The following is a 13,192-nucleotide window of genomic DNA, read 5'->3' on the forward strand; positions in this document are numbered from 1 at the left end:
GGATTAAAAAAGGCCACTGGCGAACGTCCTGCTCGCCGGTGATTTTATCTGGCCCATCTGGCAGGAATAATTGCTCTATATTCCTGATACTGCTCATAAATCGCATATTGCAGCATTTCAATACGATCTAACAGTCTATCGGCGTCCGATATATGCCGCCATTCACCCTCAATAGCGGTTTTCTGGCCATCTGGGAGATTCAGCGTAATTAACACATGGTTGTCGCGAATAATCACCCCGTCTGTAAAAATACCCAGATCATCCCTGACTATATTGTTTATCTGAAAAGCTTCAAGTCTCATGTATTTTCCTCCGGTTGAAAGCTCTATTTAGCAGGCCAGAGCCAACGCTACTACTGGTGCAACACGCGATTTCAAGCGATGAAAACGATCAAACTGGCCGGGGTAATTCTCTCTGCGGTGCATATAGAAAATTCCCTCAGCTCTCCAGCCCTCTTTTATCCAGCGTGCCGGCACATCACGGCGACATTGTCGTTGCCGATGCACTGTTCTCAAGCTCTACAAATCAGTATTGCCTTACACAAATTTTCTCTGTGAAGTCTCCAATTAATTACTAATAGTTCTCTAATTTATCTCTTTTTTGTATTGATAACGTCCCTTTTAGGGTGTACTGTATAAATAGTTCTCTTATTTATCTCATATAATTACCTTTTTATGACTATTACATATACCAAAAAATCTCAGGAGTCACAGCATGAAGTTCTTTATCGATGATGGTTCCACCAATATCAAAATGCAGTGGACGGACGGCAACGAAGTCAAACGGCTTATCAGCCCCAACAGCTTTAAGCGTGAGTGGGCGGTGACCTTCGGTTCAGAGCCGGTGTTTAACTACGCCTTTAACGGTGAGCAGTATTCCTTCGATCCCATCAGCGCGGACGCTCTGGTGACCACCAATGTGGCCTGGCAGTACAGTGACGTGAATGTGGTGGCCGTTCACCACGCCCTCCTGAAAACGGGAATTGAACCACAGGAAGTGGATATTGTTGTCACGCTGCCGCTCGCCGAGTTTTACAACCGTGACAACCAGCCCTGCGAAGAAAATATCCGGCGCAAGCAGGAGAGCCTGATGCGGCCGGTGACGCTGAATGGCGGGAAAACCTTTGTTATCCGCAACGTCGACGTAATGCCTGAGTCAATCCCGGCAGGCTACAGCGTGGTGAAGGACCTGGATGATCTGGATTCAATGCTGATTATTGACCTGGGCGGGACCACGCTCGATATCTCTCATGTCAGGGCGCGTATGCGCGGTATTTCACGTATTTATGGCAACCCGGAACTGGGCGTCTCGCTGATGACCCAGGACGTGCGCGCTGCACTGAGTATGGCCCGTACCCGCAGCAGCAGCCTTCTTGCGGATGAAATCATTATCCACCGCCATGATGAGGAATTCCTGAGTAAGCGTATTAATGATCTCTCCCGTCTTGAGCTTGTGAAGGCGGCACTCCATGATTCACATCAGCGCCTGATCACACGTGTTCTTGAGCCGATCAGCAGCTTTAACGGGTATTCTCATGTTATGGTTATTGGTGGCGGTGCTGAACTCATCGCCGGTGCGGTCAAAAAACATTGTGGGCTACGTGAAGACAGGTTTTTCATCAGCGAGAGTCCGCAATATGACCTGGTGAATGGCATGCATGAAATTGGCTGAGAACATGGACAAACCGGATACCCGTCGCAAGATTATGTTTTACCTGAACCCGGAGAGCAGTGAGGCAGAGCGCTATGTCTGTGATGAAATAGACAGAATCTCTCAGGGAGAAAGGGGCCGTGTCTGGCGTGCCACGATGCTGGCTGGTTTTGCGCTGCGTAAACAGGATCCCCGGCTGGCAAATATGCTGGCCGAGCTGCTGAACGAAAACACCACTTTCGAAGAAATGGTGATGGTGATGCAGGCTGTATTTCCCGAAGAGATGAAGGGGCTGGTTAACCGTAAGCCAGCAGCGACAGTGGTTCAGGATCGCGACTCAAAAGACAGGTTACCGGCTCCGTCTGATGACGAGACCCGCGACAATGCCAGGGCGATGTTTGGCCAGTCTAAAAAGGGGATGTAAATGACATTCACCTCCCGGGTTAAAAGCGTTACTGCAACCATGTTCCTTAAGGCCGGTGTGCCAGAACAGCAGCTGCGGACCCGCATGAAGTCGGTGGGGCAGAATATGCTTCTTGCCAGCACTCTGGCGATCGTCCCGCTTGTAATGTTTGATGATGTGTCGGTTGCCGTGAAAATCATACTGCAACTGGTGTATGCCCTGCTGATCTGCGGCGGGGTGATACTGACTGTGGAAGAAAAGAAAAAGTAACCAACCCTTCTCATATTGCGACACATAAACCCGCTTCCGCGGGTTTTTTTATGCGCTGACAATGGCCTCTGGCCATGTCGCTTTCACTGTGCCGTACCGGCACGCTTTAGCCCGTCACGCGTTGCGTTCCGGAACTGTGACCTGTTCTGTCCCCGAACTGATGTCTCTCCCGTTCTTCACCGCACAGGACTGTCCCACACGGCCGTCGGCTGCAAGGACCGCAGAGCTGAACGACGGCACCCGGTCCCTTCGCAGGCTCCGGGCTGCGGCTTTGTCGTTCTCCCTGCATCCTCCTTGTCTCCGTGTGGGTTGCCTGTTTCTGCGGCGAAGGAACTCAGAGAAACATCAACTTAACCCGGAGGAAATCCAACATGTCACAGAAAAACGTCAACACCGCAGCAAAAGAATCTAAAGAATCATCACTTTCAACAGACCAGGTCCTGGACCTGTTTGACTGGATCATGACTGTGCCCGGTCTGCAGTTCCCGGATAATTTCACCCCACCGGCAGACAGCGAAGAACTTGTGGCCTTCTGGGATGCGGGACCGGATTATCTGCAGGTCTGGATTGTCTCAGGCTATCCTGTTGCTGCAGCTGCACCCATGGACGGTCTTTTTATCACGCTGCCAGGGGAGGGGGCGTAATGTCTCAGCTCTCTATGTTTGATGCACCGGATATGGCCATCACGCCATCAGTACCCGTTTCAGACCTGACAGCTGCCCGGGCACTGCCCGCAGTTGTTAGCGTTCCTGCACGCAAAGTCCGGGGGCAAACGCGGCAGGCCTTCATTGATGAATTCTGCCAGACAGCGACGTATCTGCGGCGCAGTGAGGTCTTTCGTGATTTTGTCACCCTGGCGGCCAGCGAACTGGATCTGGTCCGCATTCACACGCCGGAAAGCAGGGCGCGCTGCAGCCAGATTATCGCCCGCTATAAAGCGTCGGATATCGACCGGATGCATACGCTGTTTTCGCTCATGGTCGCTGCGCTCTCAGAAGCGCACCAGGATTTTCTGGGTTCGGTTTACATGGAGCTTGAGCTGGGAGCCGATGAGATGGGGCAATACTTCACGCCGCATTCCGTTTCATCTTTGCTGGCGCAGCTGGCCGCCGGTGACTTACTGGCGCAGCTGAAATCCTGCCCCTTTATCAGTCTGCAGGAGCCAACAAGCGGGGCAGGGGGCATGGTCATTGCATTTGCGGAGATTATGCTGCAGGCCGGGCTGAATCCCGCGACACAGCTTCTGGTCACCACCATTGATATCGATCCACTGGCGGCAGACATGACGTTTGTGCAACTCAGCCTGCTGGGCATTCCGGCCACGGTGAACACCGGCAATACCCTGACACTGCAGATGAACCTGACGCGTCATACTCCAGTCTGGTTCTTCAATGACTGGCAGGAACGGATACGGTCGCATGAGCGCATCCAGGCCATGCGGGCATTTATGTCCCGGCTTTGCTGATATCCGAAGCGGGCCTGGCCCGCTTTTTTCCGGACTGACGAAATTCGCCAGCCGGAGCCGGATATGCTTCCACCTGCACCGTGCCTTCACGGTAGCCCGGCCGCATCGTCATCCGGGTACCGCTGCCGCTCGCCATCCTCACCCGTTCGCACCCTTTACGGCGCATTCAGCCCGTAAAGGTTTTGCGCTGCGGCTTGCGGTGTCGCCCCTCCGACTTCGGCTTTTCACCGGGCTTGTGTGCCGGCACGGCGCAGGCAATCCTGTCTGGCCGCACTATACCGGAGACAAACATGCACAGATCCCCAATGACCATTGCCGGCCTTATCGCGCGGTTGCAGAGATACCCGGAAGATGCCCTCTGTCTGGGGACGTTCTGGCTGGCGGAGGATTTTCTTTCTCTCGATCCCTCGCTGACAGATGAAGACATTGAGGCGGCGATGGAAATCGCCGACGACCAGCATGATGCAGAGGTGGGGTTCAACTGGTACACACTGGAGATGGCCATCGAAAGGATGCGGGAGTAGTAAGCCTGCCGGTCGCCTTCGGGCGGCCTCTTTTGCGAAAGGAGGTCGCTGCGCTCCGCGACAGAACCGTCCCCCGTTGTGACGGGCGCCGGTGTGTTTGCACGCCGTGCCTTCACGCTAGCCCGGCCGCGTCGTCTCTAAGGGTGCGCTGACGCCGTCATCCTTGTATGTTTAGTATCACAATGAGAAACGTATACACTCATTGTGTCTTACCTGGTGTTGCAGCACGTCCGTCGTCCAGGGATATGAGCCCGTGGGTGAGCATCATTGCGCAACATCAGTATCAGTATTAGCCCGAACAATTGCCGGGGTGTGCAAACAGCCCGTATCTGCAAGGCTGGGAGAACTGAACATGAGTGATAAAACCACGATCGGTATAGATGTAGCTAAAAACACTCTGGAAGTATTTATCGACACTACCGGGCAGTTACTACATCTGGAAAATTCAGCTACGGGAGTTCTTGAATTACAGGAAGCTCTAAGCGGGTTTGCTGTGACTGGAATTATAATGGAAGCAACAAGCCGGTATCACTGTACTGCTGAAATAATGCTAACTGCAGCGGGTTTTCCTGTTGCTGTAATTAATCCTCGTCAAATAAAGAATTTTGCCAGAGCGATGGGCAGGGTGGCAAAGAGTGACCCAATCGACGCGAGAATTATTTGCGAGTATGGTCGACGCATGACGCCACAATTCAGACCGGTAAAAAGCGAAGGGCAACAATATCTTGCCGTACTTTTGACCCGTCGGCGTCAATTAATTCAAAGCCGTGTGATGGAAACCAACCGTTTCAAAGAACGATGCGGGGCTTATATTGAGCAAGGAATCAAACGGCACATCGAATGGCTCTGTGTTGAGATTGATAATCTGGATGCTGAAATCAAGCAACGGCTTCGCCTGGATGAAACTCTGGATGAGAAACGTCGGTTGCTTGAAAAGGTAAAAGGTATAGGGCCCATAACGCAGGCCACACTTTTGATACAGCTTCCAGAACTAGGATCCCTTACTCGTCGGCAGGTTTCAGCTTTGGTTGGCGTTTGTCCTTATGACAGAGACAGTGGACAACTTCGAGGGAAAAGGGCGATCTGGGGGGGAAGGTCTGGTCTGCGCGCTACCCTTTTTATGGCCATGCTTTCAGCGGTGCGCTTTAATCCTCAAATCAAAGCTTTCTTTAACGGACTGTTAGCAAGGGGAAAACCAAAAAAAGTGGCTCTTACTGCCTGTATAAGAAAGTTCATTACGATACTAAATGCCATGTTCCGCGATCAAAAAGATTGGATTTATGGGGATACTGGTGGTCTTCACACTACCTAATTTTCAAACATTCACACTCGGCTGGCATGACTTTATCAGGGCGCTCCCTGATAGTCTGCTTATGTCATAAGCAGACGTTGTGGGCTAGCCTGTGCAAAACAAAGGGGGGAGGTTATCAGTCTACAGGAGAGTCATGCTGTGGATCGATAGGCGGCTCCTTTGTCGGCACACGAAACCCTGCATCCTATTTCAGGGTAACCGAAGGGTTAAATGAGGCCAGCTCCATGATGACATCGTTATTCCGGGGGAGGCATAGTACGTCAATTGCGCGTCAGGCATACTTCTTCTAAACATCGGCTACTGGCTGCTTCTGTATAACTATGAAAAAATAGTAATTCGAATTTCAGGGTAACAAATACAGAGGTGGGGCCTATGTCGGTATTTCATGACTGGCTGCTTGAAATTGCAGACGGAAAGTACTTTGTCTACATCAAACGTCTGTCAGCCAACGATACAGGCGCAACAGGTGGTCATCAGGTCGGGCTTTATATTCCTTCTGGAATCGTTGAAAAACTGTTTCCGTCCATCAACCATACTCTTGAGTTGAACCCTTCGGTCTTTCTCACTGCCCACGTGTCGTCACATGATTGTCCGGACAGCGAAGCTCGAGCAATTTATTATAACAATCGTCATTTTGGTAAGACCCGAAACGAAAAACGCATCACGCGCTGGGGAAGAGGAAGCCCACTACAAGACCCTGAAAATACCGGAGCTTTGACGCTTCTGGCCTTTAGACTCGATGAACAGGGTGGAGATTGTTCGGAGGTAGATATTTGGGTCTGCGTTAGTCCTGATGAAGAGGACATTATTGAGGCCGCTATAGGCGAAATTATTCCCGGCACTTTTATCTCCGGGCCAGCCGGACAAATTCTGGGCGGCCTGTCTATTCAGTATGTACCTGTAAATCATACATACGATATTCCTGAAGACTGGAAGCGGCGTTTTCCGTCTGGAAATGAAATTATTCAGTATGCCGGCGTTCATTACGTGAAAAATTCCGAAGACCCGGATGAGCAACTTATCGATCGTAGGCGCATCGAGTATGACATCTTTCTGCTGGTTGAAGAATTTCACGTTCTGGACATCATTCGGAGGGGATTTGGCTCCGTGGATGAATTTATTGCGCTGGCCAACTCCGTCAGTAATCGCCGTAAATCCCGTGCAGGCAAATCACTAGAGTTGCATTTGGAACAACTTTTCATTGAGCATGGCCTGCGACAATTTGCCACGCAGGCAGTCACTGAAGGCAATAAAAAACCGGACTTTCTGTTCCCTTCAGCGGAAGCTTACCATGACGATTCGTTTCCGGGGGAAAAGCTACGCATGCTGGCGGTCAAGACCACCTGTAAAGATCGATGGCGCCAAATACTGAACGAAGCAGATAAAATCCATCAGGTACACCTGTTTACGTTGCAGGAGGGAGTATCTCAGGCACAGTACAGGGAAATGCAGGATGCGGGGGTCAGGCTGGTTGTTCCGTCTCCGCTACATAAAAAATATCCGGAAGCGATCAGAGAGGAATTGATGACACTTGGTGCGTTCATTGCTGAGCTTTCTGGGCTTTACGCTGAACTTCCCTAAGTAAGCTCCCGGCATATAATGCCGGGAGGATTGCTCAGGTTTTTTCACCCTCATCGGCGTCGGCAGATACAGCTTTCAGAATATAAGGTTCCAGCAATCTGGCAACGGCTTCGAATACCGGTACAACGACAGAGTTACCGAACTGTCGGTATGACTGCGTATCAGAAACCGGGATACGGAAAGGTTTGCCGTCCGGTTTCTCAAATCCCATAAGGCGTCCACACTCATGGGGAGTTAGCCTGCGCGGACGACGTGCCTGGTTTTCTTCGTTTGCAAAGTCTGTTTCACCTATAGCCATATCCCAGCCGCGGTCTATCAGTATTTCAGACCCGTCTTTGTGATAGCGTGCGGAAAGCGTACGGGCAATGCTTTCCTTGTTTTCAGGGTTGACGAGACCAAAACCGAAGCCGTTCCCTTTTGCCGCGTGCTTTTTGGCGTAGTTGTACAAATACTCCCAGAGCTTTGGTGTCAGGATATATTTACTGTCAACCACGGAGTCCAACAACTCGCCCAATGAAGGACGTCGTTTCGGATAAAAACGACTGATATCGCGCAGGGTAAAGCCATTATGAATATTCAGGTCGCGGCGGAAACCTACCAGAACAATACGTTCGCGGTGCTGAGGCAGGAAGTGCTTGCCGTCGATGACTTTAGGGTCGTTTTTACCTGCAACAGCCGCATCTGCAACTTCGTAGCCCAGTTCGTCAAGGGTTTCCATGATGACTTTAAAGGTTTTGCCCTTGTCATGACTCTTCAGGTTTTTAACGTTCTCCAGAACAAAGATGGCCGGTTGTTTTGCACGTATAATACGTGCTACATCGAAGAAAAGCGTTCCCTGTGCCTCACATTCAAAACCATGTGCACGACCAAGAGAGTTTTTCTTGCTCACGCCAGCAAGGCTGAACGGCTGGCATGGGAAGCCAGCCAGAAGTACATCATGATCCGGTATATGGCCATCAATGTGTGCATAGGCATCAATTTCTGACACTTCAGGTTTATCACTGAGCGTGATTTCCCTGATATCAAGATTGAACTTGTGTGTCTGCTCATCGTTAAACCAGTTGGCTTTATAAGTACGCACCGCTTCTTTATTCCATTCACTGGTAAAAACACACTGGCCACCAATGGTCTCAAAACCTTTTCGTATACCGCCTATACCGGCAAACAGGTCAATGAACCGAAAGGAATAGTTCGGATGATGTGCAGGCGGTTCTGGTAGCATTTTCCGGAGAAGAGTTTCTTCAGCAGAAGTCAGCGACTTTGGTGGGCACTTGCCATTAATCCAGCGGTTAAGGGTTTCGCGGCTCCATTCGTTTTTGCCTACTTTTCTGAGAAGCTCGGCCACGTACTTCTGATCATAGATTTCCAGTACCTGCTCGATCAGTTTCTTATCATTTTCCTGCCGCAGTTTTTCCTCCATCCCTGCTTTCTCAAGCAGGTCCTGCGCCAGTAATTCAAATTCAGACATAATGCCTCCATTGGGTCTTATGGGTGAAACTGTATCACTCATTTAACCCAGAGGGAATTGTTTTGTCTGGATATTTAAACAGTACATCTTCTTGGTGTCTACAGCACCTAAGGGATATTGAAGATAGTGCTCTTGAGAGGATAGGTAGTTACCAAGGCTACTTTGTTTGTGATATGGAAATTAAAAGAGGCTATAGGGAGGATTTTACACGGACTTAAGATCCACTTTGTCAGTATAGCGGACATTTATCTATTACTGCTGCTGTTCATCTATTACCCCTCCAGATTGACATCAAACACAACTGCTCACCCGTTCCCCGCTGTTCACGGTGCATTCAGCCCGCTCACAGCGGCGCGTGCGGCTTGCGGTGACGCCCTTTTCGCCTGCCGCTTAAAGCCGGGCTTTTGTGTCGGCACGGCGCAAGAGGGTGCCGCATATGAGAGAGGAGAGTGCTATGTCCCGTTTTATCCTGGGTGACTGTGTGCAGGTCATGTCCCGTTTTCCGTCCCGTGCCGTCGATTTTATTCTGACCGATCCGCCGTATCTCGTCGGCTACCGCGACCGTTCAGGCCGCACGCTCGCCGGCGATAACACGCCGGAATGGCTGGAGCCTGCCTGCCAGCAGATGTACCGCGTGCTGAAACAGGACAGCCTGATGGTCAGTTTCTACGCGTGGAACCGTGCCGATCTGTTCATTAACGCCTGGAAACAGGCCGGCTTCCGGATTGTCGGGCACGTGGTATTTGCCAAAACGTATGCCTCGAAATCCACGTTTGTGGGCTACACCCACGAAAGTGCCTATCTGCTGGCCAAAGGGCGGCCGCAGACACCGGATTGCCCCATCCCTGACGTCATTCCCTGGAAATACACGGGCAACCGCCACCACCCGACGGAAAAACCGGTGCAGAGCCTTCGCCCGCTCATCGAATCCCTCACACGCCCGGGTGCGATCATCCTCGACCCGTTTGCGGGTTCCGGATCGACCTGCGTGGCAGCCGCCGAAGCCAGCCGTCGTTATATCGGCATCGAACTGCTTGAGGAATACCACGCCGCCGGCGTCCGCCGTCTGGCGCAGGTCGAACGGGCGCGCCGGATGCCGGCGGCCAACGATGGCGCCTTTCATCCTGACTGGCCGGAGGCCGCATGAATTACCCGGGACTGGAAGCATTGCGCGCCGACGTCGCAGCGCTCAGCAACGCCATGTGTGACGTCCGGATGATGCTGAACCGTCTGGAATCAGAGCACCGGCATGATTCGGCCACGCTGGCCGGACGCATGGCCGCTCAGACCCTGAGACGGATCAATGCCCGTTTTCTGGAGGCCTACCGGGAGATGCTGGAGCTGGACGAGAGTTTTCAGGACTAACACCACTGCCGGGCATGACATGCCCGGTCAACTGACAAAAAAGAGGGAAATCACGATGTACCGTAACCGCAAAGAAGCCTGTGACGAACTGGTCCGTATGTTCAAAGCGAAAGAGCCCCTGCTGCTGTTCATCTGGACACAAGAGAGTATCCGGGCCGCCTGCAACAGTATGCACCCGTCAGACCAGGAAACAGAACAACTCATGTTGCAGGCCGGAAGCCTTTCAATGGCGGACTACCAGCGAGACGGATTTTCGCATGAGACGGTGAGAACCCTGCTGGCACGTATCCGGGAAGATGCAACCCGGACAGTACCGGTCCCGGTGGATGTCCTGCAACGCCTGATTGCCCGCCATGAAGCCGAACTGGTGCACCAGGAAGGGCTTGCATGGGAAGAAGGGCATCCGACACCCGTGAGTATTAAACGCGCCATGCAGGATGTGGACACCATCAAAACGCTGATGGCCGCCTGATGAGGCCGGGGGGATTCCCCCGGCTTTTTGCAGCCCATAAGGTTGTCGCCGGCTCCGCTGTTACCCGGCTTCACCCTGGCGGGCGACGCCTTACGGGAAAAAGGGTGTCGCGCTGCTCCTCCCTGATGTCCGGCCGTATCCCTGCGGGCTGCGACCGGACCACTGATAATGCTGACCTCCGTGCGGTGACGGCTAACGCCGTGCCTTCACTGTAGCCCGGCTGCGGCGCCTGCAAGGGACGCTGGCGCTCGCCATCCTCACCCGTTCCCCGTTGTTCGCGGCGCATTCAGCCCGCTCACAACGGCGCGTGCGGCTTCCGGTGTCGCCCTTGCATTCTTCCGCTGACCGCCGGGCTGTCGTGTCGGCACGGCGCAAGCCGGAACAGTAACCCACTTAACCAGCGGAGGATTTATGATCACCACACTCAGCCACACCGATGCGACACGTCTTGACGGCGCACAGCGCCTGACTTTTTTGCCGTCCCTGTTCAGCAGCGATTTCATGTTGTCCGAGTTGTCCGTGTATGCCTATGCCAGCCGGTATATCGACGGCTACAACGGGGGATTCTGGGAGTACTACAGCCTGCCGGATGGTGCAGGTTTCATGGTGCCGGACAGGGAAACTGTCATGTTCTGCAACCCGGATAACTGGTTTGAGCAGGAGGTGAGCGGCGAAGTCGCGGGCATCATCGTGACGGCACTGGTGCTCAATCACCGCAGTTTTTATCACAGTCACCATGACAATGACGAGTTGTGCGCCCATTTCTGCAACCGCTTTTCAGCGCTCATGGCGTTTATTGAAACCCACCCGGATGCCGCTGTTATTCAGCGCGCGCTGGACTGACAGAATCACAACGGGGCGGCGCTGCCGCCCCCCAGGAGATAAACATGGAACTCAGCACTGATACCCGCAATATTCTCAGGCAGTACAAGGAACTGATTAACCAACGCCGCCGGGACATGGAGCTGCCTCCCGTCACTACCGCAAAAATCCTCGATTCGATGTGTGAATACATGACATGCCAGGTCAGCGTGTATTTATGCAACCAGTTCATCATACAGGGTGGCCGGACTGTTCCACGCGAATAGAACACCGTAAAAAAGCGGACTCCCGCTTTTGTTCACCAGTACCTGCCGTGCCCTGATGAGCACGATAGTCTGACCGGGCGGCGTTGCCGCCCCTGAGAGAGAAAAAATATGTACGGAACCACTGAGGCGCTGTGCGCCGCACTGACTGAGCAATACAAACCGGATGAGCCGCTGGCACTGATTGTCTGGACAAAAGAGGACGTGCAGGACTGCCTGGCTGAATACCACGTGACTGAGATTATGGCGGCGCGCATCGTCGCGCTGATTGACAGTCTGGATGACAAGCATGTGTGCGGCGTGGGGGAGGATACCCTCGTGTGCATTCTGGAAAACCTGCGTGAGGAAGAAGCCTGGCACCGTCAAATCAGTGTGCCTGCCGCCGCGCTGAAAAATGTGCTGGCGCTGGCAGGTGAATTTATGCGACTGGAGGACATACAGGGGGGAGAGGGGGCGGCCGCGCGCAACTACCCGGATGAGGCCCGGGCACTGGACGCTCTGAGAAAAACGCTGGGCAAATAAGAGACGGGCAGGGAAGCCCGGTGCCCCCCTTTGGGACGGCGGAAAACCCTGCCGCTGCGCGGCGGTGCGGGAAACCCCGCGCCACGGGCGCGGCGTCTCTCCCCACCTTACATCGTTCAGTTATGCAGGTCTGCCGGGATGTCGTGCAGACAGTGCCGTTATGCGTCCTGTTCCGGTGGGTTGTGGTCTGCCGTTGTCTCTGGCACCCGGCCAGCTTCACTGAAAACAGCCTGAACATGGCCCCCTTCGGCTTCCCGTCCGTGCCGGCCGGGTCGTCAGGGCCACACTCCGCTAACCCGGCGGCAGGCCGCCGGCTAAGCTCCGCCGAACCCCTTCGGGTTTCGGGCTGCTCGCTAGTGTCCGATGGCAACGTCCGGGGCGCGCTTGCTGCGTCCGGGGGACGCGCCGCTCTCACCGCGCCGGCGACGGGCGCCGGCGCTTTAAGGGCGACCCGGCGGTGTGACGTTGCCGGGTCGTGTGTGTGCATTCTGTCAGTCCGGTGAGGCCATCTCCCACTGCTGTCCTCACGCGGAGGGCTGCTGTAGCACCGTTCGCCCGAAAAACACCAGGGTGAAGTGCACGCGCAGGCGCGCCCTGGTCTTTTCCGTTCGCCGTCGCTACCTGGCCCGTTGCCGCGAGAGTACCAGCCAAGGGAGATGGATTAACCGTCACCGAAGGAGAAAACCAGGATGCACACACAGAACGTCAACGTCAAAAGCGCCGGAGAAGAAACCGCCGGAAGATGGATTAAAAACCCCTCGCCTTTACTCATTCTGATCGCCGAAGGCGAGAAAAACTCAACGGAGGAAATGGATGTGTTGGAGTTCGACTCCCTCGCGTCGCTGAAAAGCTATCGCAGCCGCGCCCCGGAAAAAATGAAAAGGGCTTATCACTACATCGTCAGTGCGGGTGTGGATAAAGATTTTTGCCACGTTCCGGTGGTCGAGGCTGACCATTTCAAACAGTTTGTGCGTCTGATCGCGCGCAATGGGATCAACATTTAACACGCCGCCGCCCACAGGGGCGGCTTTTAAAGGAAACGCCGGAGAGCATTATGACCACACCTGAAAACAGT

The 13,192-nt window shown here is 53.5% G+C and carries 18 protein-coding genes; 15 read left to right on the forward strand and 3 right to left on the reverse strand.

All coding sequences use genetic code 11. From position 1 onward, the window contains the following. Positions 1–44: 44 nt before the first annotated feature. A complete protein-coding gene (locus MRY16398_RS29575) occupies positions 45–302 on the reverse strand; it encodes a hypothetical protein (RefSeq protein WP_047368833.1) in 258 nt (85 codons plus the stop codon). A gap of 412 nt (positions 303–714) precedes the next feature. Between MRY16398_RS29575 and MRY16398_RS29580 the strand changes: the two genes are divergently transcribed. The 5 genes from MRY16398_RS29580 to MRY16398_RS29600 all read left to right on the forward strand — a co-directional run bounded on the left by MRY16398_RS29580 (position 715) and on the right by MRY16398_RS29600 (position 3,788). Next, positions 715–1,671: a plasmid segregation protein ParM gene (locus tag MRY16398_RS29580; protein ID WP_047368832.1), complete on the forward strand. Its 957-nt coding sequence runs from the start codon at positions 715–717 to the stop codon at positions 1,669–1,671. Then, positions 1,658–2,074, forward strand: a complete 417-nt coding sequence (locus tag MRY16398_RS29585) for a plasmid partitioning/stability family protein (RefSeq protein ID WP_052958799.1) — start codon at positions 1,658–1,660, stop codon at positions 2,072–2,074. Before MRY16398_RS29580 ends, MRY16398_RS29585 begins: the two co-directional genes overlap by 14 nt. Then, positions 2,075–2,323, forward strand: a complete 249-nt coding sequence (locus MRY16398_RS29590; protein ID WP_047368831.1) for a hypothetical protein — start codon at positions 2,075–2,077, stop codon at positions 2,321–2,323. A 371-nt stretch (positions 2,324–2,694) separates the two neighbouring features. After that, complete coding sequence (locus tag MRY16398_RS29595; RefSeq protein WP_047368830.1) at positions 2,695–2,967, forward strand: hypothetical protein; 273 nt, start codon at positions 2,695–2,697, stop codon at positions 2,965–2,967. After that, positions 2,967–3,788: an N-6 DNA methylase gene (locus MRY16398_RS29600; protein WP_047368829.1), complete on the forward strand. Its 822-nt coding sequence runs from the start codon at positions 2,967–2,969 to the stop codon at positions 3,786–3,788. Before MRY16398_RS29595 ends, MRY16398_RS29600 begins: the two co-directional genes overlap by 1 nt. On the opposite strand, the gene MRY16398_RS30775 is transcribed toward MRY16398_RS29600, so the two are convergent. Continuing rightward, the gene (locus MRY16398_RS30775; protein WP_158643682.1) at positions 3,769–3,954 is read right to left on the reverse strand and encodes a hypothetical protein; all 186 of its coding nucleotides are present in this window, start codon (positions 3,952–3,954) and stop codon (positions 3,769–3,771) included. The genes MRY16398_RS29600 and MRY16398_RS30775 overlap by 20 nt on opposite strands. A gap of 124 nt (positions 3,955–4,078) precedes the next feature. On the opposite strand from MRY16398_RS30775, the gene MRY16398_RS29605 reads away from it, so the two are divergent. The 3 genes from MRY16398_RS29605 (at position 4,079) to MRY16398_RS29615 (ending at position 7,205) form a co-directional block, all read left to right on the forward strand. Next, positions 4,079–4,312 (forward strand): hypothetical protein, encoded by a 234-nt coding sequence (locus tag MRY16398_RS29605; protein ID WP_223883550.1) that lies wholly within the window; start codon positions 4,079–4,081, stop codon positions 4,310–4,312. A 352-nt stretch (positions 4,313–4,664) separates the two neighbouring features. Then, a complete protein-coding gene (locus tag MRY16398_RS29610; protein ID WP_125125747.1) occupies positions 4,665–5,624 on the forward strand; it encodes an IS110 family RNA-guided transposase in 960 nt (319 codons plus the stop codon). 372 nt (positions 5,625–5,996) lie between these two features. Then, positions 5,997–7,205, forward strand: coding sequence for a type II restriction endonuclease (locus MRY16398_RS29615; RefSeq protein WP_125125748.1), 1,209 nt, complete (start codon positions 5,997–5,999; stop codon positions 7,203–7,205). A 34-nt stretch (positions 7,206–7,239) separates the two neighbouring features. Here the strand turns inward: MRY16398_RS29615 and MRY16398_RS29620 are convergent, their stop codons facing one another. Beyond that, the gene (locus MRY16398_RS29620) at positions 7,240–8,673 is read right to left on the reverse strand and encodes a DNA cytosine methyltransferase (RefSeq protein ID WP_125125749.1); all 1,434 of its coding nucleotides are present in this window, start codon (positions 8,671–8,673) and stop codon (positions 7,240–7,242) included. A gap of 454 nt (positions 8,674–9,127) precedes the next feature. On the opposite strand from MRY16398_RS29620, the gene MRY16398_RS29625 reads away from it, so the two are divergent. The 7 genes from MRY16398_RS29625 to MRY16398_RS29655 all read left to right on the forward strand — a co-directional run bounded on the left by MRY16398_RS29625 (position 9,128) and on the right by MRY16398_RS29655 (position 13,121). Beyond that, a complete protein-coding gene (locus MRY16398_RS29625) occupies positions 9,128–9,820 on the forward strand; it encodes a DNA methylase (protein WP_047368828.1) in 693 nt (230 codons plus the stop codon). Continuing rightward, positions 9,817–10,038, forward strand: coding sequence for a hypothetical protein (locus MRY16398_RS29630; protein WP_047368827.1), 222 nt, complete (start codon positions 9,817–9,819; stop codon positions 10,036–10,038). Before MRY16398_RS29625 ends, MRY16398_RS29630 begins: the two co-directional genes overlap by 4 nt. A 55-nt stretch (positions 10,039–10,093) precedes the next feature. Continuing rightward, entirely contained in the window at positions 10,094–10,510 is a 417-nt protein-coding gene (locus MRY16398_RS29635; RefSeq protein ID WP_047368826.1) for a DUF1380 family protein, read from the forward strand. 411 nt (positions 10,511–10,921) lie between these two features. Then, entirely contained in the window at positions 10,922–11,353 is a 432-nt protein-coding gene (locus MRY16398_RS29640) for an antirestriction protein (RefSeq protein WP_047368825.1), read from the forward strand. A gap of 44 nt (positions 11,354–11,397) precedes the next feature. Beyond that, positions 11,398–11,598, forward strand: coding sequence for a hypothetical protein (locus MRY16398_RS29645; RefSeq protein ID WP_047368824.1), 201 nt, complete (start codon positions 11,398–11,400; stop codon positions 11,596–11,598). Positions 11,599–11,706: 108 nt separating this feature from the next. Beyond that, a complete protein-coding gene (locus MRY16398_RS29650) occupies positions 11,707–12,117 on the forward strand; it encodes a DUF1380 family protein (protein WP_047368823.1) in 411 nt (136 codons plus the stop codon). A gap of 689 nt (positions 12,118–12,806) precedes the next feature. Further along, positions 12,807–13,121: a hypothetical protein gene (locus MRY16398_RS29655; protein WP_223883549.1), complete on the forward strand. Its 315-nt coding sequence runs from the start codon at positions 12,807–12,809 to the stop codon at positions 13,119–13,121. Positions 13,122–13,192: the final 71 nt, after the last annotated feature.

Origin of the sequence: Phytobacter sp. MRY16-398 (assembly GCF_003925915.1) — a bacterium.
Taxonomy (GTDB): Bacteria; Pseudomonadota; Gammaproteobacteria; order Enterobacterales; family Enterobacteriaceae; genus Phytobacter; species Phytobacter diazotrophicus.